Source organism: Streptomyces sp. NPDC097617, assembly GCF_044761485.1.
GTDB lineage: Bacteria > Actinomycetota > Actinomycetes > Streptomycetales > Streptomycetaceae > Streptomyces.
Genome location: NZ_JBIWCL010000029.1, coordinates 77,926 through 95,688, shown reverse-complemented (window position 1 = coordinate 95,688; position 17,763 = coordinate 77,926). Strand labels below are relative to the sequence as shown.

General features: G+C 69.9%; 17 protein-coding genes and 1 pseudogene. 11 read left to right on the top strand and 7 right to left on the bottom strand.

The window, feature by feature from the left end:
• From ACIQZO_RS34055 to ACIQZO_RS34045, 3 genes are all read left to right on the top strand, one after another.
• Positions 1–849 (top strand): helix-turn-helix domain-containing protein, encoded by an 849-nt coding sequence (locus ACIQZO_RS34055; RefSeq protein WP_403633901.1) that lies wholly within the window; start codon positions 1–3, stop codon positions 847–849.
• Between the two features lie 63 nt (positions 850–912).
• Positions 913–1,137: a hypothetical protein gene (locus ACIQZO_RS34050; RefSeq protein ID WP_403633898.1), complete on the top strand. Its 225-nt coding sequence runs from the start codon at positions 913–915 to the stop codon at positions 1,135–1,137.
• Positions 1,138–1,424: 287 nt separating this feature from the next.
• Positions 1,425–3,263, top strand: a complete 1,839-nt coding sequence (locus tag ACIQZO_RS34045; RefSeq protein ID WP_403633895.1) for an NHL domain-containing thioredoxin family protein — start codon at positions 1,425–1,427, stop codon at positions 3,261–3,263.
• 61 nt (positions 3,264–3,324) lie between these two features.
• Here the strand turns inward: ACIQZO_RS34045 and ACIQZO_RS34040 are convergent, their stop codons facing one another.
• From ACIQZO_RS34040 to ACIQZO_RS34030, 3 genes are all read right to left on the bottom strand, one after another.
• Complete coding sequence (locus ACIQZO_RS34040) at positions 3,325–4,617, bottom strand: M18 family aminopeptidase (protein WP_403633892.1); 1,293 nt, start codon at positions 4,615–4,617, stop codon at positions 3,325–3,327.
• A 100-nt stretch (positions 4,618–4,717) separates the two neighbouring features.
• Positions 4,718–5,446 (bottom strand): hypothetical protein, encoded by a 729-nt coding sequence (locus ACIQZO_RS34035; protein ID WP_403633889.1) that lies wholly within the window; start codon positions 5,444–5,446, stop codon positions 4,718–4,720.
• A 167-nt stretch (positions 5,447–5,613) separates the two neighbouring features.
• Entirely contained in the window at positions 5,614–7,440 is a 1,827-nt protein-coding gene (locus ACIQZO_RS34030; RefSeq protein ID WP_403633954.1) for an acyl-CoA dehydrogenase, read from the bottom strand.
• Between the two features lie 220 nt (positions 7,441–7,660).
• Here ACIQZO_RS34030 and ACIQZO_RS34025 point away from each other — a divergent pair, with 220 nt between their 5' ends.
• The 4 genes and pseudogenes from ACIQZO_RS34025 to ACIQZO_RS34010 all read left to right on the top strand — a co-directional run bounded on the left by ACIQZO_RS34025 (position 7,661) and on the right by ACIQZO_RS34010 (position 10,671).
• Positions 7,661–8,119: an SseB family protein gene (locus ACIQZO_RS34025; RefSeq protein WP_030383811.1), complete on the top strand. Its 459-nt coding sequence runs from the start codon at positions 7,661–7,663 to the stop codon at positions 8,117–8,119.
• Between the two features lie 34 nt (positions 8,120–8,153).
• Positions 8,154–9,122: an ArsR/SmtB family transcription factor gene (locus ACIQZO_RS34020; RefSeq protein ID WP_403633886.1), complete on the top strand. Its 969-nt coding sequence runs from the start codon at positions 8,154–8,156 to the stop codon at positions 9,120–9,122.
• A 274-nt stretch (positions 9,123–9,396) separates the two neighbouring features.
• Positions 9,397–9,609 (top strand): annotated as a pseudogene (locus tag ACIQZO_RS34015) (pirin family protein); the annotation flags it as partial.
• Between the two features lie 90 nt (positions 9,610–9,699).
• Complete coding sequence (locus ACIQZO_RS34010; protein ID WP_403633883.1) at positions 9,700–10,671, top strand: pirin family protein; 972 nt, start codon at positions 9,700–9,702, stop codon at positions 10,669–10,671.
• Positions 10,672–10,830: 159 nt separating this feature from the next.
• Here ACIQZO_RS34010 and ACIQZO_RS34005 read toward each other — a convergent pair whose 3' ends face one another.
• From ACIQZO_RS34005 to ACIQZO_RS33995, 3 genes are all read right to left on the bottom strand, one after another.
• Complete coding sequence (locus tag ACIQZO_RS34005; protein WP_403633881.1) at positions 10,831–11,853, bottom strand: hypothetical protein; 1,023 nt, start codon at positions 11,851–11,853, stop codon at positions 10,831–10,833.
• Positions 11,854–11,960: 107 nt separating this feature from the next.
• Complete coding sequence (locus ACIQZO_RS34000; RefSeq protein ID WP_403633879.1) at positions 11,961–12,491, bottom strand: NUDIX domain-containing protein; 531 nt, start codon at positions 12,489–12,491, stop codon at positions 11,961–11,963.
• A gap of 1 nt (position 12,492) precedes the next feature.
• Positions 12,493–13,848 (bottom strand): tetratricopeptide repeat protein, encoded by a 1,356-nt coding sequence (locus ACIQZO_RS33995; RefSeq protein WP_403633878.1) that lies wholly within the window; start codon positions 13,846–13,848, stop codon positions 12,493–12,495.
• A gap of 194 nt (positions 13,849–14,042) precedes the next feature.
• Here ACIQZO_RS33995 and ACIQZO_RS33990 point away from each other — a divergent pair, with 194 nt between their 5' ends.
• From ACIQZO_RS33990 to ACIQZO_RS33975, 4 genes are all read left to right on the top strand, one after another.
• Positions 14,043–14,792: a hypothetical protein gene (locus ACIQZO_RS33990; RefSeq protein WP_403633875.1), complete on the top strand. Its 750-nt coding sequence runs from the start codon at positions 14,043–14,045 to the stop codon at positions 14,790–14,792.
• A gap of 77 nt (positions 14,793–14,869) precedes the next feature.
• Positions 14,870–15,781 (top strand): aminoglycoside phosphotransferase family protein, encoded by a 912-nt coding sequence (locus ACIQZO_RS33985; RefSeq protein ID WP_403633872.1) that lies wholly within the window; start codon positions 14,870–14,872, stop codon positions 15,779–15,781.
• Positions 15,782–16,474, top strand: a complete 693-nt coding sequence (locus ACIQZO_RS33980; protein ID WP_403633870.1) for an SAM-dependent methyltransferase — start codon at positions 15,782–15,784, stop codon at positions 16,472–16,474.
• A gap of 15 nt (positions 16,475–16,489) precedes the next feature.
• Positions 16,490–17,047 (top strand): HAD domain-containing protein, encoded by a 558-nt coding sequence (locus ACIQZO_RS33975; RefSeq protein ID WP_403633867.1) that lies wholly within the window; start codon positions 16,490–16,492, stop codon positions 17,045–17,047.
• Between the two features lie 28 nt (positions 17,048–17,075).
• Here the strand turns inward: ACIQZO_RS33975 and ACIQZO_RS33970 are convergent, their stop codons facing one another.
• Positions 17,076–17,693 carry a MobC family plasmid mobilization relaxosome protein gene (locus tag ACIQZO_RS33970; protein ID WP_403633864.1) on the bottom strand — a complete coding sequence of 206 codons (618 nt, stop codon included), beginning with the start codon at positions 17,691–17,693 and terminating at the stop codon, positions 17,076–17,078.
• Positions 17,694–17,763 lie beyond the last annotated feature (70 nt).

The window sequence follows — 17,763 nt, the reverse complement described above, 5'->3', positions numbered from 1 at the left end:
ATGGCCGTCTCACCCTCATCAAGCGCACAGCAGGCCCGGCAGGCTCTGGCGAATCGACTCGCTGAGCTGTGCCGGGATGCCGGCCTCACCGGACGGGACATCGCCCGTCTGTGCTCCTGGCATCCGTCCAAGTCGTCACGGATCATGAACGCGCGCACGCCCCCGTCCGCTGACGACATCCGGGCGTGGTGCCAGGCGTGCGGGTCGGAAGACCAGACGGAAGACCTGTTGGCCTCGCTGCGTACCGCCGAAGGCATGTGGGTCGGGTGGCGGCGCATGGAGCGTGCCGGGCTCAAGCAGGCCCAGGAGGCCCGTCTCCCGCTCTTCGAGCGAACCCGCCGCTTCCGCGCGTACTCCTCGTGGTTCGTTCCGGGCCTGATCCAGACCTACGGCTACACGGAAGCCGTCTTGCGCGCGGTCCAGCGCAGACGGGTCGAAGTAGACGACGTTGCCGATGCGGTCGCCGTCCGCATGGAGCGTCAGCGCGTGCTTTATAAGGGTGATCGGCGGTTCGCGTTCCTGGTTGAGGAATCGGTCTTGCGGAACGGGCTCGGTGGGGCGGAGGTACAGGAGGAACAGCTCCGCCACCTCCTCACGGTCGGCTCGCTGCCCAGCGTCAGCCTGGGCGTGGTCCCCACGTGTACCGAGCGATCGCGGATGCCGGTGGAGGGGTTCTGGATCTTCGGCACCGCACAGGTCAACGTCGAGTTGGTCTCGGGCTACCTCACGCTGACCCAGCCCAGCGAGGTAGCCGCGTACGCGGACACGTTCAGGGAGCTGGCCGACATGGCGGTATACGGGGCGAAGGCCCGAGCACTGATCACGCGCGTCATTCAGACCCTGCGGTAATAGCCGTGCAACCTCATGCAATCTCATGGGAAGTGCGACCTCGGCGTTCCTGGCGTGGTCACCATGCGGACGACACGAGAGCGGGCCGTGAAGCCCATCACCTATGCGCGGCCCCCAGTAGAGCTACCGCTGCGAACAGATCCGGAGCCCGGCCCGGTGGCCGGCTGCGGGGTCTGCGCCGCCCTGGCCGCGCAGCGTCGGGAGGCCCGCCTCGAAGGTGACGGTTCCGTCGTCAGCGACTGCAACGTGGAGCTCCGGAACCACCCGCACCCCCGGGAGTCGACGTGAGCGTGAGCGTGAAAACCGTGCTGCGGTACGTGAGCTACGTCATGCGCCGCCACCCATCGGCCGAGACCACGGCAACCGCGTGGTGCTTGAACCCGGAATGCCGGTGGACCTCTGAGCCGACTGGGAACGCGGACGTGTGCACCGACATGTGCATACAGCACACCGGCCGGACCGGTCACATGACCTTCCTCCGGGAGTTCTCGGAAGTCGCCGTGGTGGAGCGGGTGTCCTGAGTCGCTTCGTACGGGCGTGATCCCGCCTTCACAAGCGGATGGCAAGCTTGAAACATGAACGATGCTGCCCCGGCGCCCACCCCTGCGCCCCGACGTGCCCGAGTCCGTGCCCCCGAGCTGATCGGCAAGGGCGGCTGGATCAACGCCGGTGGGAAGGACCTGAAGCTCGGCGACTTCCGAGGTCGCACATTGATTCTCGATTTTTGGACCTTCTGCTGCATCAACTGCCTGCACGTCCTGGACGAGCTGCGCGAGCTGGAGGAGAAGCACCGCGACACCGTCGTGATCATCGGCGTGCACTCGCCGAAGTTCGTGCACGAGGCCGAGCACGCCGCCGTGGTCGATGCCGTCGAGCGGTACCAGGTGCACCACCCCGTGCTGGACGATCCCGAGCTGGCGACCTGGAAGCAGTACGCCGTACGCGCCTGGCCCACGCTCGTCGTGATCGACCCCGAGGGGTACATCGTGGCCCAGCACGCCGGCGAGGGGCACGCGCACGCCATCGCCCGGCTGGTCGAGGAGCTGGAGGCCGAGCACGAGGCCAAGGGCACGCTGCGGCGCGGCGACGGGCCGTACGTGGCGCCCGAGCCGGTCGCCGGCGACCTGCGGTTCCCCGGGAAGGCGCTGCTGCTGCCGTCCGGGAACCTGCTGGTGTCCGACTCCACGCGGCACCAGCTCGTGGAGCTGGCCGCCGACGGCGAGAGCGTCGTACGCCGTATCGGCAGCGGCGAGCGCGGCTTCGCCGGGGACAGCTTCAGCGAGCCGCAGGGACTCGCGCTGCTGCCCGACGGCAAGGTCGTCGTCGCCGACTCCGTCAACCACGCGCTGCGCACCTACGACCCGGCCACCGGGCACGTGGAGACCGTCGCCGGGACCGGCCGGCAGTGGTGGCAGGGGGCGCCGACCTCCGGGCCGGCGCTGGAGGTGGACCTGTCCTCGCCGTGGGACGTGGCCTGGTGGCAGGGCCAGGTCTGGATCGCCATGGCCGGTGTGCACCAGCTGTGGACCTGGGACCCGGTGGCCGGGACGGTCGAGGTCGCGGCCGGTACGACCAACGAGGGGCTGCTCGACGGGCTCGCCGCCGAGGCCTGGTTCGCGCAGCCCTCGGGCCTCGCCGCGGCCGGGGACCGGCTGTGGATCGCCGACTCCGAGACCAGCGCCCTGCGGTACGTGGAGGCGGCGGGTGAGGGCCACGAGGGGTACGTCATCAAGTCAGCCGTCGGCACCGGGCTGTTCGACTTCGGCCACCGGGACGGCGACGCGGCCCAGGCCCTGCTCCAGCACCCGCTGGGGGTGACCGCCCTGCCCGACGGCTCGGTCGCGGTGTGCGACACGTACAACCACGCGCTGCGCCGCTACGACCCCGCCACCGGGCAGGTCTCGACCCTGGCGACCGATCTGCGCGAGCCCAGCGACGCCGTGCTGGTGGGCGAGGACATCGTGGTCGTCGAGTCGGCCCGGCACCGGCTGACCCGCCTGCGCCTCCCGGAGGAGGCGGTACGGGTGGACGCGGTCGCCCACCGCACGCAGCGGGCCGCGACCGAGGTGGCCCCCGGCACGCTCCGCCTCGACGTGGTCTTCCAGGCCCCGAGCGGGCAGAAGCTCGACACCCGCTACGGCCCCTCCACCCGGCTGCTCGTCTCCTCGACCCCGCCCGAGCTGCTGGCGGCCGGTGAGGGCGCCGGCAGCGACCTGTTCCGGGAGCTGACGCTGAACCCGGACGTCACCGAGGGCGTGCTGCACGTGTCGGCGATGGCGGCGTCCTGCGACGACGACCCGGCCAACGAGTACCCGGCCTGCCACGTCCACCAGCAGGACTGGGGCGTGCCGGTCCGTATCACCGCCGACGGCGCCTCCCGGCTGCCGCTCGTGCTCGCGGGGATGGACGGCTGACCGGCGTTTGCCGTACCGCCGGCGCGGCATCGCGCCGGCCGGTACGGGACCGGGAGCGGTCTCAGCCCTCCAGGAAGGCCACGAGGGCGTTCGCCAGCAGGAACGGGTCGTCCGCGCCGCACAGTTCGCGGGCACTGTGCATCGAGAGGATCGCGACGCCGATGTCGACGGTCTGAATCCCGTGGCGGGCGGCGGTGATCGGGCCGATCGTCGTGCCGCACGGCATCGAATTGTTGGACACGAAGGTCTGCCACGGCACACCGGCCCGCTCGCACGCGGCGGCGAACACCGCGCGCCCGCTGCCGTCGGTGGCGTAGCGCTGGTTGACGTTGACCTTCAGGATCGGTCCGCCATTGGCGCGCGGGTGGTGCGTCGGGTCGTGTCGCTCGCCGTAGTTGGGGTGCACGGCGTGTCCGGTGTCCGAGGACAGGCAGATGGTGCCGGCGAAGGCCCGCGCGCGGTCCTCGTAGGAGCCCCCGCGGGCGAAGACTGAACGTTCCAGCACATTGCCCAGGAGCGGCCCGTCCGCGCCCGTGTCGGACTGCGAGCCGTTCTCCTCGTGGTCGAAGGCGGCCAGCACCGGGATGTGGTCGAGCTTGTCGGCGGCGGACACCGCGGCCAGCGCCGCCACGCCGGCGTGCACCGACAGCAGGTTGTCCATGCGGGGACCCGCGACCAGCTCGCGGTCGCGGCCCAGGTACGAGGGCGGCTCGATGGAGTGGACCATCAGGTCCCAGCCGGCCACCGAGCCCTGGTCCAGGCCCTCTTCCTCCTCCAGGAAGGCGATCAGGTCGCCCTCCTGGACATCGCCCAGACCCCAGATCGGCTGCATGTGCCGCTGCTTGTCGAGCTTGAGGCCGTCGCTGTTCACCGACCGGTCCAGGTGGACGGCGAGTTGGGGGACGCGCAGCAGCGCGCGGTCGATGTTCACCAGGCGCTCGCTGCCGTCGCGCAGGGTCAGCCGCCCGGCCAGGCCCAGGTCGCGGTCCAGCCAGGTGTTCAGCAGGGTGCCGCCGTAGATCTCGACGGCGATCTGCCGCCAGCCCTGCGAGCCCGTGTCCGGCAGGGGCTTGACCCGCAGGTTCGGGGAGTCGGTGTGCGCGCCGACGATCCGGAAGGGGGTGTGCGAGGCCGCGCCCTCGGGAACGAACCAGGCGATGAGCGCACCGCCGCGGAGCACGAACTTGCCCCCGGTGCCCGCATCCCAGGCGTCCGTTTCCGACAACTGCCTGAAGCCCGCCTTCTCCAGCCGCTCCGCCGCGTTCGCCACAGCGTGGTACGGCGACGGACTGGCCGTCAGGAAGGTCATCAGATCGTCGGTGTGGCCGCGGTCGAAGCGGGCGGGAGAGCTCATGTGGTTCACCTTAACGACGGTCGTGTTCGCCATGGCCGGACTGCGAGGGATGGCCGGAGGTCAGGGGCCGCAGGGCGGGTGATCTGCGGTCCCGTCGGTTTCAGCCCGGCGGACGCTCGAATCGGCGCTGCAGCTGCCTGCGCTCGCCCCGGCGGATGCGCGGGAGCATCTCCGGGGTCTGCGGGGAGCGCTGCGCGCGTCTTCTGCGTCCGGCGCAGAACATACAGGCCTCGCCGGGAGGAGCGTCGGGGTCGATCGGCGCGCCGGGATGTTCGGAGCACCCCGAGGCGTTGCGGGGCCGGGACAGTTCGCGGGCGACGATGAAGGCGCGGTGGAGGTCGTCTGCGATGCGGACGAAGTCCTCGGCGGGCGAGGACAGGCCCAGGTGGAACCGCTGGTCCTCGACGATGCGCAGGAAGCCGCGCAGCCGCTCGAGCGTGTAAGGGGGGTCCGGTACGGGATAGCCCAGGCGGCGCTGCTCGCCCGCGGGCGCGGCGGCCGGGCCGCCGTGCCGGCGCTGACCGAGGCGTCGGCGGTCGTTGCAGATGAGGCAGCGGCCCCAGCCTTCGGGTGCCTCGGGGTCGAGGGCGCCGTTGGGGTGCTCGGGGCAGCCGGTGTAGCTCTTGGCGGGGGCCAGTCCGGCGGAGGTCTGGAAGGCCACATACAGCGCGTCGGCGATGGTGTCGTACTCGGCGGGGTGCGCGCCGTCGTACAGCTCGCGCAGGTGGTCGCCGAGGCTGCCCAGGCTCGCCTGCAGCTCCTTGAGGGCGTACGGCCGCCCGGTGGGGACGGAGTACCCCCTGCTGCCGTGCTGATCCTGTGGACTCATGTGTACGAGCGTCCCATGAACGACTGACATCGGGGGAAAGCCGCAGGACAGGGCACCAGGAGCCGGTGGCAGGTGCCCGTCCACGCACCAGCGGCCGGGCCCCCGAGCGGAGGTCCCGGCCGCTGGTGCGTACACGGCGTGCTGGTGTGGCGGGTGGGCGTCGCGACCTAGAAGGCGGCCTCGTCGAGCTCCATGAGGGAGTTGTCGACGACCTCGGCCAGCTGACGCTGGACCGAGACGTTCGGCAGGACCTGGGACGCGAAGAACTTCGCGGCGGCGATCTTGCCGGTGTAGAACGGGACGTCCTTCGGGGCGGCGGTCGCCAGCTTCTCGGCGGCCACGGCGGCGCCCTTGAGCAGCAGGTAACCGACGACCACGTCACCCGAGGCCATCAGCAGGCGGGTGGTGTTCTGGCCGACCTTGTAGATGTTCTTGACGTCCTCGCCGGTGGCGGTGAGGTCGACGATCATCTGGCCGACGATGGCCTCCAGGTCGACGGCGGCCTTGGCGAGCGCGTCGCGGGCGCCGGCCAGCTCGTCGCCGCCGACGGCCTCGGCCAGGAACTTCTTCATCGTCTCGCTGAGGATGTTCAGCGAGGCGCCCTGGTCGCGGACGATCTTCCGGAAGAAGAAGTCCTGGCCCTGGATGGCCGTGGTGCCCTCGTAGAGGGTGTCGATCTTGGCGTCGCGGATGTACTGCTCGATCGGGTACTCCTGCAGGTAGCCGGAGCCGCCGAAGGTCTGCAGGGACTGCGCGAGCTGCTCGTAGGACTTCTCGGAGCCGTAGCCCTTGACGATCGGCAGGAGCAGGTCGTTGAGGCCGATCTCGGCGGAGGCGTCCTCGCCGGCGGCCTGCTTGACCTGGATCTCGTCCTGCACGGAGGCCGTGTAGAGGACCAGGGCGCGCATGCCCTCGGCGTAGGCCTTCTGCGTCATGAGCGAGCGGCGCACGTCGGGGTGGTGCGTGATGGTGACCTTGGGCGCGCTCTTGTCCATGAAGTTCGCGAGGTCCGGACCCTGCACGCGCTCCTTGGCGTACTCCAGCGCGTTGAGGTAGCCGGTGGAGAGGGTGGCGATGGCCTTCGTGCCGACCATCATCCGGGCGAACTCGATGATCATGAACATCTGGCGGATGCCGTCGTGCTTGTCGCCGATCAGCCAGCCCTTGGCGGGGTGCTGGTCGCCGAAGGTCATCTCGCACGTGTTGGAGGCCTTGAGGCCCATCTTGTGCTCGACGTTCGTGGCGTAGACGCCGTTGCGCTCGCCCAGCTCGCCGGTCTCCCAGTCGAAGTGGAACTTCGGGACGAGGAAGAGCGACAGGCCCTTGGTGCCCGGGCCGTGGCCCTCGGGGCGCGCGAGGACGTAGTGGAGGATGTTCTCCTCCATGTCGTGCTCACCGGACGTGATGAAGCGCTTCACGCCCTCGATGTGCCAGGAGCCGTCGTCCTGCTGGATCGCCTTGGTGCGGCCGGCGCCCACGTCCGAGCCGGCGTCCGGCTCGGTGAGCACCATGGTGGAGCCCCAGCGCTTCTCGACGGCGATCTGCGCGACCTTCTTCTGCGCCGCGTTGCCCTCTTCGAAGAGGATGCCGGCGAACGCCGGGCCGGAGGAGTACATCCAGATGGCCGGGTTCGAGCCGAGCAGCAGCTCCGCGTAGGCCCAGATGAGGGAGCGGGGCGAGGTGGTGCCGCCGATCTCCTCGGGCAGGCCGAGCCGCCAGTACTCCGACTCCATGAAGGCTTCGTAGCTCTTCTTGAAGGAGGCCGGGACGGGCGCGGTGTTGGTGGCCGGGTCGAAGACCGGCGGGTTGCGGTCGGCGTCCTCGAAGGACGCGGCCAGCTCGTTCTCGGCGAGGCGGGTGAGCTCGGACAGGACGCTCTTGGCGGTCTCGGTGTCCATCTCCTCGAACGGACCGGTGCCGTACTGCTTGTCGCGGCCGAGTACCTCGAAGAGGTTGAACTCGATGTCGCGGAGATTCGACTTGTAGTGCCCCATGGCGACGGCTCCGTTAAGGCTCGGGGAGACAGGTTCCTCGTACATACCAATCGGTAATGTAATGATGCTACCCGTCGGTAATAAGAGCAACCCTTCGCTGTCGACTGTGACCAGGGTCAAGCTCCCGCCGCGCGGTCCCGGGGCGCCCCCGCGCCCGTCTCCGGAGGGGACTGGCCGGTACCGGCCGGTATGCGGCCGGGTGCTCGATAGGGTGGGCCGCATGTACGGCTACGACCAGAACCCGGGCGCGCAGCAGCAATATGCGCAGCAACCCCCGCAGGGCTACGCGCAGCAGGCGCCGCCGCTGTACCCGGAGCCGTCCCCGCCGTCCCTCGGGGACGCGGTCAGGGCCTTCACCACGGGGTCCCTCTCCGCGGAGGACTTCCAGCAGATCTTCGCCGGCTCGAAGGTCTACTGCCCGCGCGGCGACACCCCCGGATTCCTGGCGCTGCACAACACGCAGCAGCCGGTCATCCCCATGTTCACCACGCTCAAGGAACTGCGCCGGTACGCGGGCAAGGAGTCCAAGTACTTCGTGATCACCGGCGCCGAGGTCATCGACCTGCTGCCGACCGGCTACGGCTTCGTCCTCGACATGGAGGGTGACCACCGGATGGTCTTCGACGCGAAGGCGGTCGAGCAGATGGTCGACTTCGCGATGCGCCGGATGTACGGCTAGCCGTACGGGCCGAAGCCTGACGGGGGGCGGGGCGATGCTGCGGGTGCACTTCACGGCGGAGGACCTGCTCAACGTCACCTTCGCGAGCGAGCCGCTGCCCCTGGTGGAGCTGGGCATGGCGCTGGTCGCCTGGCAGCGCACCGACGAGCAGGCGGTTTTCGGCCGCTGGCGCAGCCGTGTCGGCCGGGAGCTGCCCGGCCGGGTGCGCCCCCTGCTCGACCTCCTGCGCCCGGACGGCGACAACCCCCAGTTCCTCGAGCCGTACGCGCGCACTCTGGAGGAGGGGCTGGCCGTCGTACGGGACGCGGGCCCGCTGCTCACCCCCGGCGAGCTGCACCGCGTGGCCACCCGGGCCCCGGGCTCCGCGTCCTGGCTGCGGGCCCTGTGGGGCCAGGACCGTGAGGCGTGGGAACAGCTCGGCGCGGCGATGCGGTCCGCGTACGAGGTGGTCGTCGCCCCGCAGTGGCCGCAGATCCGGCAGTCCTTCCAGGCGGACGTGGCCTGGCGCACCCGGCTGCTGGCCGCCCACGGCATCAAGGCGTGCCTGGCCGGGACGCATCCGCTGGCCGCCTGGTCGGGCACGGTGCTGGAGGTGAACGGGCCGCCGCACTACGAGGTCCGCCTCGGCGGGCGCGGCCTGCTCCTGATGCCGTCGCCGTTCTGGACGGGCCGGCCGCTGCTCGCCGAGGGCCCGGACGGCCCGGACGGGCGGTGCGTGCTGCTCTACCCGGCGCTGACCCCCCTGCCGCTGGTCGGGCCCGGCCCGGCGCAGGGGGCGCTGGACGCGCTGCTGGGCCGGACCAGGGCGGCCGTGCTCCAGCTCCTGGTCCAGCAGCGCACGACCAGTGAGCTGGCCCGGGACCTCGACATCAGCCTCCCCTCCGTGTCCGAGCACACCCGCACCCTGCGGGCGGCCGGCCTGATCACCACGGAGCGCGACGGCAGGGCGGTCCTCCACTCGGTGACCGGCCTGGGCGTGGACCTCCTCCACAGCGGCTCCTGACCGCACCCTTTCGGCCCGCCCGTCGGCCCGCCGTTCGGCCCGCCCTTCGGCCCAGCCCGAAAGGATCGCGGTCCGTCCCCCGCGGCCGGAGTATCGGTGTCGCGGGGGACCCACGGGGGAGTCCCCCGCCCCTCCTCGTGATCGCCCTTGCCGTCGTGCGGGCGTACGCGTGTGTCCGGACGGGCGGGAATGGACCCGGCCGGGGCGATGTTCTGTCGGGTGTGGCAGAAAGTTCGAGTTTCAACTAAACTCGACGCAGAAGGAGGTCCTGACCATGCCCGCAGTGACTGTTGAGAACCCGTTGACCCTTCCGCGAGTGGCCGAGCCCCAGGCCGCCGTCGCGCGCAAGGTGCTGGCCGTCGTCTCCGCTCCCGGTGGGTTCGAGGGCGAGGGATTCCCGGTGCGCCGCGCGTTCGCCGGGATCAACTACCAGTACCTCGACCCGTTCATCATGATGGACCAGATGGGCGAGGTGGAGTACGCGCCCGGAGAGCCCAAGGACTCTACCAGTTGGGGGCGCACCCCGACGGATGCTCGCTGACCTGCGGAAACTTCCACTCAGAGGAGAGTCGGACCCATGCCTGCTGTAACCGTCGAGAACCCGCTGACCCTGTCGCGCGTGGTCGCGTCGGCCGATGCTGCGGCTCGCCCCGTGCTCGCCGTGACGGACGCGCCGAGCGGCTTCGAGGGCGAGGGTTTCCCCGTGCGCCGGGCGTTCGCGGGGATCAACTACCAGTACCTGGACCCGTTCATCATGATGGACCAGATGGGTGAGGTGGAGTATCAGCCTGGGGAGCCGAAAGGGACCCCGTGGCATCCGCACCGCGGCTTCGAGACCGTCACGTACATCATCGACGGGATCTTCGACCACCAGGACTCCAACGGTGGCGGCGGCACCATCACCAACGGTGACACCCAGTGGATGACGGCCGGCTCCGGCCTGCTGCACATCGAGGCTCCGCCAGAGCACCTGGTCGTGTCCGGCGGTCTCTTCCACGGCCTCCAGCTGTGGGTGAACCTCCCGGCCAAGGACAAGATGATGGCTCCCCGCTACCAGGACATCCGAGGCGGTAACGTCCAGCTGCTGACCACGCCCGACGGCGGCTCGCTGCTGCGTGTGATCGCCGGCGAGCTGGACGGGCACGCCGGTCCCGGCATCACACACACGCCGATCACGATGATCCATGCGACCGTGGCGCCCGGCGCCGAGGTCACGCTGCCGTGGCGGGAGGACTTCAACGGGCTGGCGTACGTGCTGGCGGGCAAGGGCTCGGTCGGTGCCGAGCGCCGTCCGATCCACATGGGCCAGACCGCAGTCTTCGGAGCTGGTGGCTCGCTGACCGTCCGCGCGGATGAGAAGCAGGACTCCCACACGCCGGACCTGGAGGTGGTCCTCCTCGGTGGACAGCCCATCCGTGAGCCGATGGCCCACTACGGTCCGTTCGTCATGAACACCCGTGAGGAGCTCCAGCAGGCGTTCGAGGACTTCCAGAAGGGCCGGCTGGGCACGATCCCGGCCGTGCACGGGATGTCCGAGGGTGGACTGTAAGGCTTACCAGAGCCACATGCGGACGAGCCCAGCCGGGAACGGGTACGGGCTCGTCCCCGCTCATTGTGAGGCGTTGACCAGGACTTTGGCGATTGCGGGCGGAGTGGGGCGAGCCCCGTCTGGTGAGGTGGATCCACCGGACTGAGGTGAGGGGCATCGCTACTGCCGCAGGATGCCCATGATTTCGCCTGCCTTGGCCACCGCGGCCCGGGGCCCGTACGCCAGCATCGAGGCCAGCACGGCGGCAGTGCCTGCCAAGACGACATCGACACCCGCTGGAAGCCCCAAAAGCACACCCAAACACAGCGCTCCAGCGGCAGTGACGATCACAGACACCAGCCGAAGACCTTCCCGATTGGCCACTGGTGTGGTGCCGCGCAGGTGCTGCTCTGGAAGGAGAGTGGAGACCCTTCCCGCTGCGAAGCTGTTTCCGATCCCCGCCAGAAGCGCGGCCAGGCTACGGAGTGCTCCATCGCCCTTGGCGTCCACTTGTGCCTCGGCCAGTTGAAGCTTGGCTACTACGAGGGAGGCGTGGCCTTTTGCGTTCCGCTGCCGGGGAGACCCGCGGCCGACACTGCTCGTGATCCGGTGGACGCGCAGAATTGAGCGTCGCACGGTAGAGCAGGTGTCATCCAGATGCCGAAGGGCCTGGGGCCTGCCGCTCGTGTCTGACCGTGTTACAGCATCACACGCCTCGATGGCGGCCATGATCGAGAGCATCAACCTGTATCCCGCGATGACCTTGTTGCGTCGGGCTGCCCACATCAGGAGGGGTAGGGTCACGGCGGCGAATATGAGTGCTGATGGTTGCAGGCTCGGTTGCACCTGCCGTGTCTCAATCGTCTTGATCACTGCCATCAGGAGGTCTCCGAGACCGGCACCGACCAGGAAAGTCAGCAGCCAGTAGCGAAGTTTGACGCTTCCCGCCGTTTTCCGACCTGACTCACGGAACGCCTGGATCGGCATGTTTGCCAGGCCAAGATGCTGGAGAGCCTCGACTGTCGGCGCGAGATCCTTTTCCGCAACTCTGGCGTTCCAGGCCGCCCACCGCACTTGCAATGGCTGGATCCGGCGGGCGATCCACGCGAGGACGCGGTAGACCGACATCACAATCGCGGCCAGGAGTGCACCGCCCACCACCGACCGCTGAATCGCGGCTGCGCGCTCCCAGTCAATGTTCACGGGAAAGATCCTGGCGTACAGCACTGACAGAAGTGGCAGATTTCGTTGACCAGTAGGCAAGTTGCGTCGTGTGCTGTCACGCCTTACCCGACATCTATGACGCGCGTCTACTGCCAGCCGTCAAGTGAGACCTGCGGCCCGCCGTTGAGGTAGCTGCGAAGGGCGCTGGCAGTTGTCTCGACGAAGTCCTCGGGGATGGTGTCGGCGTCGATCCAGCGGACCTGGGAGTGCTTGCGGGGTTCTCGGTTCTCGGGTTCGCCGGTCCATTCGTGGGTGGCGAAGACGACCGTGAGGAAGCCGTTAGGGGCCTCGACGCCCCAGGCGCCGTGGATGATGTGGGCGACCTTGAGGGACGCGGGCTTCACCGTGAGCCCGGTCTCCTCGTAGAGCTCGCGGACAGCCGTTTCGGTGATGGGCTCGCCCGGTTCGCACTTGCCGACGGGGAGGTCCCATAGGCCTTGGGCGAACTTGGCGTTCTCGCTGCGCTGGAGGAGGACGACGCGGTTGGTGGCCTTGTCGTGGACGATGACGGCCGCGACCAGCAGGGTCATCGATTCGAGCGCCGGCTTGAGGGCCTTCGGCTGGTCGTCGGTCTGCTGGGTCACGGGGTTCCCTTCGTCGAGCGGGTTGTTGGGCATGCTAGGCGAGGGCCTCGCGGGCGCGGCGGGCGAGATCGGCGGCGCCAGGGACGCGGCGGCACTGGTAGACCGCGAGCGTGGAGCGGGTCGAGGTGATCGCCTTCCGGGTGCGGTCGGAGGTCATGCCTTCCATGAGCAGCAGGGCCTGGGTCCAGGCGGCGACGGCCTCGTCGGCGCGGGCTTGGGCGGCGAGGCTGTCGCCGAGGTCGGCGTGGGTGAGGGCGTGGACGCGCTTGTACTTCTCGGGGTCCCAGCGGGTGAGAGCGTCGCGGTGCTGTTGCTCTGTGCCGATGTGGTCGGCGAGGTCGGTCAGGGTGCGGGCGGTATGGCTGGCCACGGTGCCGGCAGCGGGGCCGCTGACGCGGGAGTAGCTGGGCTGGGGGCCGTCGTCCCGTAGGAGGGCGTCTTCGGCGGCGAGGAGGGCTCGTGCGGCCGACGGGCTCTCGGCTGTGGCTGCGTAGGCGCGGGCGTGGGTGATGTGGAGGAGGGCTTCGGTCTGGCCGTCGACGTGGCCGAGGCCGCGCCGCAGGGCGCCTTCGACGAGGTCGACGCAGTGGTGGGGCTGCTTGAGGCTCAGGGCCTGGTGGGCGAGGGCGCGCATCATCCAGGCCGCGTGGCCGTGGGGGTCCGCCTCACAGGCGAGCTGGTAGCCGACCTGGTAGTAGCGCTGGGCGGCACCTTCGTGGCCGAGGTCGTGGTGTTTCCATCCGGCGAGGTACGCGAGTTCGGCGACGGCGCCGAAGGCGGCCTGGCGTAACGGCTCCGAGGGGAAGCGTCCGCGCAGCATCGGGGCGGCGGTGTCGGCGAGGTACGCGGTGACGGTGGTCAGGCCGTGGCCGCCACCCAGGCGCTCGTCGGCGGCGCTGAAGGCCGCGGTGATCTGCCGTACGACGTCGATGTCCTCGACGCCGACGAGGGAGCGGCCGGTGCGGGCGCGGAGCATCCGGGATGTCGCTTCGTGGTCGTGAAGGAGCGGCATGGCTACGCCGGCCGTGGTGAAGGCGGCGATGGCGAGGAAGCGGCGGCGTTCGACGTCCGCGCGGCCGAGGTCGGTGACGGTGACGACCGGGTCGCCGTTCGGGGTGGCCTCGGCGTCCTCCGGCTGAAGGCCGACCTCGGTGGGGGTGACGATGCGGCCGAGGCGGCGGGAGAGGGCTTCGGCGAGGTACTGGCCTGCCTGGCCGGAGGGCGTGCGGGTGCCGTTCGCCCAGTGGGAGATTGCCGACTTGTTGGTCTGCAGCAGGTCGCCGTTCTCGGCAGCGATGCGGCGTACGTCCTTGGCGAGTGCGTCGTACGTGCACCCGGCAGCGTTGATCGTGTCGCGCAGGCGGGGGTTGGGGGTGTTCGGCGCTGGCACGATCTCCTCCGCTCCGGAGCTGTAAACCGCGTATACCGCTTGGCGTCGGTCACACCGTACCCACTCTGCGTAGCGGGCGGTTCACTTGTCGACAGCCGCCCCACTCTCGGGCCGGGCGGCCCCCAAGTTCCGTACGCCCTACCGGGCTCGGGCATTCCTATGCCCGAGCCCGGCCGATCAGAGACGGAGACACGGTGACCACCATCGACACCGCGACCATCACGGTCGAGCTGCCCGACGCCTTCGACCCGCGCTGGAGCCGCCTGCCCGGCATCCAGGTCGACGGCCGGCGCATCACCATCGACCCGGCCGAGTACTTCTTCCGCTTTGAGTCCAACACCTGGCTCGTCGCCGACTGGGAACTGGTCAAGTCCCAGCTCCTCGACGTGGACGAGACGACCGAGAGCTCGGTCGAGCAGCTCGCGCTCGACTTCATCAAGAACCACGGCGAGTCCACGTCGGATGCGGCCCGCGTGCTGGCCACCGCGTACGGGGTGTACTCGTACCTCTTCCGCGAGGAGCACCTGGCTGGCCTCGGCCTGCCGCAGATCACCGCCGACCACCTGCGCATGCTGCGCGAGGCGGCCACGCTGATGGCGCTCAACAAGGTCGAGCTGGACGGGCATATCTCCAACGTCGGCCCGTGCTGGTTCTTCCCCGCCGCCACTTCCGTCGTCTTCGACCTGGACGACGAGATGGGCGGAATGCTGGACGAGGTCTACCACGGCGGCTGGTTCAACGAGCATCGCCGGATCGAAGCCATCAAGGCACACGCCGCGCTGGGCGGCCGGCTCGTGCACGGCTGCCAGTCCGTGCCGAACCAGTCCGGCGGGGTCGTCGCACCCTACGGTGCCTCGATGGCGAACTTCCGTGACGACCTGGCCGAGTTCAAGGCGGGCTGGATCGAGCAGGTCTACGCCCACCGCGTGACCGCGGCCGAGTAGCCCCAACCCCCGTACGGCACCGGGGCGGGCTGACCCGCTCGTCCGCCCCGGAGCCCACCAGCCCCCTGGAGACCCCCATGGACCAGAGCCTGATCGCCGCCCTGCTGAACGACCTGTGCGCCCTCGTCGGCAAGCCCATCCCTGAACGTGCCGAGATCCGCGTCTGGGGCATGTCCGGCGTCGAACGCGTCACCTTCCCCGACGGCACCACGGCCGTCTTCAAGTACGCCAAGGAGCCCTTCGACCGCGAGGCCCAGGCCCTGCGGGTTGCCCATCAGCGCGGGCTCCCGGTCCCCGAGCTCCGCGCCACTGCCATGCGGGACAAGTGTCTCGGGATGCTCATGGACGACCTCGGCACCCCCGTACGGGATGCCGACGACCTGGATGGCGTCGCCGCCGCTGTGATGCTCCACGCCGCCCGCCCGGCCGGCGGCCTGCCCCTCCTCGACGGCGCGGGCCTGGCGGCCCTGCCCGGCCGAGCCCTTGATCACCTCCAGCGGCTGCGGAAGGCTGACCGCTGGACGGACTGCGACGACATTGAGACCGCACTGGGGAAGATCTCCGCTGCGGCCGATGCTCGCGTCCAGGGAGCGACGCTCGACCCGTTCGGCTGGGTCCACTCCGAGTTCCACCCCACGAGTGTCCACATCGGGGAGGAGGGCTGGCACCTCCTCGACTTCGCGCGCGCCTTCATCGGCCCCGGCCTGATCGACCTCGCCTCGTACCACGGCACCACCGAGGCGCCGAGCCCCGTCCGGCTGCGGGTGTTCCTGGAGCAGTACGTCACCGCCGGCGGGCACGAGGACGCCCTCGCTGCCCGGGGCGGCCTGGCTGCCGAGGCATGGGCCCTGGGCTGGCACCGCATGTGGGCCGTGGAGTGGTTCATGGAGCAGGCCATCCGGTGGATCAACGACCCGGCCAAGGACCCCGCATACATCCCCGTCGTCCGCCGCCACCTGAACGACGTGGTCCAACTCCTGGAGGTCTAGGTGCTCGCCCAGGTCTCCCCCTGGTACGCCCACGCCGCCCAGCGCCTCGCCACCGCCCCGGCCCACTCCCTCACCCCTCCCGCACGGATGGAGTGGAGCACCCACCCCGGCCTGGACCCTGGCGCGGAGATCCTCGGCCGGGACCTGCGCGGCCAGCGCCTCCTGGAACTGGGCTGCGGTCCCGGCCACAACGTCGCCCACCTCGCCCAGCACCACCAGGCCCGCGCCACCGGAGTCGACCTGGTCGGCCTCCAGGTGCGGCGAGCGCGCTCGCATTACGGCCACATCGAGGGCACCACCTTCGCCGCAGGCCACGCCCTGCACCACCTCCAGGCCACCGGCCAGACCTTCGACGCGGTCTACTCGGTCTTCGGCGCCGTCGGCCTGGTCGCCCCCGAGCTTCTGCTCGCCGCGGTCTCCCGCCGTCTGGTGCCCGGCGGCGTACTGGCCTTCTCCGTACCCCACCCGACACGGGCCGGAAGACGTTCCTCGACGGACGACCGTCCCCGCGAGGACTACGTCACCATGCCCGACCGAATCCGGCTTCCCATCGCCCGCTGGGAGTTCGACGCTCACCGCTGGGCCACTCACCTCTCCCGGACCGGCCTGCGGATCACCTCGGCCATCGAGCTGCGGCACCCGCGCCTCGACCCGTGGCCCACCACACTCCTGATCACCGCCCGGAAACGCTGACCGACGGAGGCAACGATGCCCCTGCCCCACCTTCTGCTGGACATCGACGGCGTCCTCATACCGTTCCCGGCAGCAGACGGCACCACCCCGCCCACCCACGTCCGCCACACCGTCCTGCCCACTGGCTGCAACCCCGACGACCCGGTACCGATCTGGCTCGACCCCGCCCACGGCCCGTTGCTCGCCGGCTTCCTGGCCGACGGTCTCGTCAGCCCCGTGTGGTGCACGAGCTGGCGCAAGGACGCCGCTGCCATCGTCGGGCCGCTCCTCGGGGTGCCGGAGTTCCCGTACCTCGACCTTCCCCGCCCCAAGATCACCACCAGCCACCCCCACGGTTACCTGTGGAAGCGCGACCACGTCGAACCGTGGCTCGGCGGGTCGGCGGTCGCCTGGGTCGACGACGACTTCACCGACCTCGACCACGCCTGGGCCGCCGAACGGACCGCCCAGGGCCACCCGACGCTACTCGTCCAGCCGGACCCGTACGTCGGCCTTCAGGAGGCACATCTCGTTCAGGTTCAGGAATGGGCCTCTCGACACGCGGTGGCGACGGGGTCTCCGGAAGCCGCATAGCAGGCCGAGTCGATCGATTCACCCGTGCTCAGTGAGGCTCCGCCTGAGTGTTCCGGAGAACGATCAAGCGCGCCACCGCGGCATCCAGCCGGGCAGCCGTTCTCCTCACCCCTTCCAACACGGCACGAGACTCGGTCGCCTCTGCTCCGGAATTCATGGCCTTGGCTACCTGATTCAGGTTGTTCCCTATTCGGCCCAGGCCACGTCGAGCGGCGAAGAGTTCGACGATCACTTCTCGATCGCCAGCCACCTCGGCGGCGGTGCGGTTCAGGTCACGCGATGCGGTCAGCGCGCAGTGCGCGAGGAACCCCGCGAGGGTCATGTCGCATGCGCGTGCGCCAGCCGTGATCAAGGCAAGCTCCGCTTCGCTGAGCCGCACGGTCCGGACGAACGTTCGCTGAGTCCGGTTCCGGTGGCGGCGGCGAACCCGAGGCAGCGGCTTGCTGCTGGCGGGAAGGATGAGCTCCTGCTCAGGCTGCGGTCCGCCCTCGGCCGCAGCCTCTCCCTCCGGCGTCCCCTGGTGCCGGAGGGCCCCTTTGGATGCTCCGCCGACGGTGGAGTATCCAAAGGTATAACTTGCTGCGGTCGTGGCGTTGGTGGTCCTGAGCTGCTTTTCGGCGGTCGGCGGGTGCTGCGTCTTGTTCATGGCGTGGTGCTCCGGAGGTTATGGGGTGGGAGGCTGCCGAGTGCGTTGCATCCGTCCCGTGGCTGGTCAG

Excerpts from the sequence above, each read along its gene's own strand:
- ACIQZO_RS33970 (WP_403633864.1), bottom strand. The coding sequence starts at position 17,693 with ATGAACAAGACGCAGCACCCGCCGACCGCCGAAAAGCAGCTCAGGACC.
- ACIQZO_RS33975 (WP_403633867.1), top strand. The coding sequence starts at position 16,490 with ATGCCCCTGCCCCACCTTCTGCTGGACATCGACGGCGTCCTCATACCG.
- ACIQZO_RS34035 (WP_403633889.1), bottom strand. The coding sequence starts at position 5,446 with ATGAGTCCACAGGATCAGCACGGCAGCAGGGGGTACTCCGTCCCCACC.
- ACIQZO_RS34025 (WP_030383811.1), top strand. The coding sequence starts at position 7,661 with ATGTACGGCTACGACCAGAACCCGGGCGCGCAGCAGCAATATGCGCAG.
- ACIQZO_RS34030 (WP_403633954.1), bottom strand. The coding sequence starts at position 7,440 with ATGGGGCACTACAAGTCGAATCTCCGCGACATCGAGTTCAACCTCTTC.
- ACIQZO_RS34040 (WP_403633892.1), bottom strand. The coding sequence starts at position 4,617 with ATGAGCTCTCCCGCCCGCTTCGACCGCGGCCACACCGACGATCTGATG.
- ACIQZO_RS34055 (WP_403633901.1), top strand. The coding sequence starts at position 1 with ATGGCCGTCTCACCCTCATCAAGCGCACAGCAGGCCCGGCAGGCTCTG.
- ACIQZO_RS33985 (WP_403633872.1), top strand. The coding sequence starts at position 14,870 with ATGGACCAGAGCCTGATCGCCGCCCTGCTGAACGACCTGTGCGCCCTC.
- ACIQZO_RS34045 (WP_403633895.1), top strand. The coding sequence starts at position 1,425 with ATGAACGATGCTGCCCCGGCGCCCACCCCTGCGCCCCGACGTGCCCGA.
- ACIQZO_RS34020 (WP_403633886.1), top strand. The coding sequence starts at position 8,154 with ATGCTGCGGGTGCACTTCACGGCGGAGGACCTGCTCAACGTCACCTTC.
- ACIQZO_RS34050 (WP_403633898.1), top strand. The coding sequence starts at position 913 with ATGCGGACGACACGAGAGCGGGCCGTGAAGCCCATCACCTATGCGCGG.
- ACIQZO_RS34010 (WP_403633883.1), top strand. The coding sequence starts at position 9,700 with ATGCCTGCTGTAACCGTCGAGAACCCGCTGACCCTGTCGCGCGTGGTC.
- ACIQZO_RS34000 (WP_403633879.1), bottom strand. The coding sequence starts at position 12,491 with ATGCCCAACAACCCGCTCGACGAAGGGAACCCCGTGACCCAGCAGACC.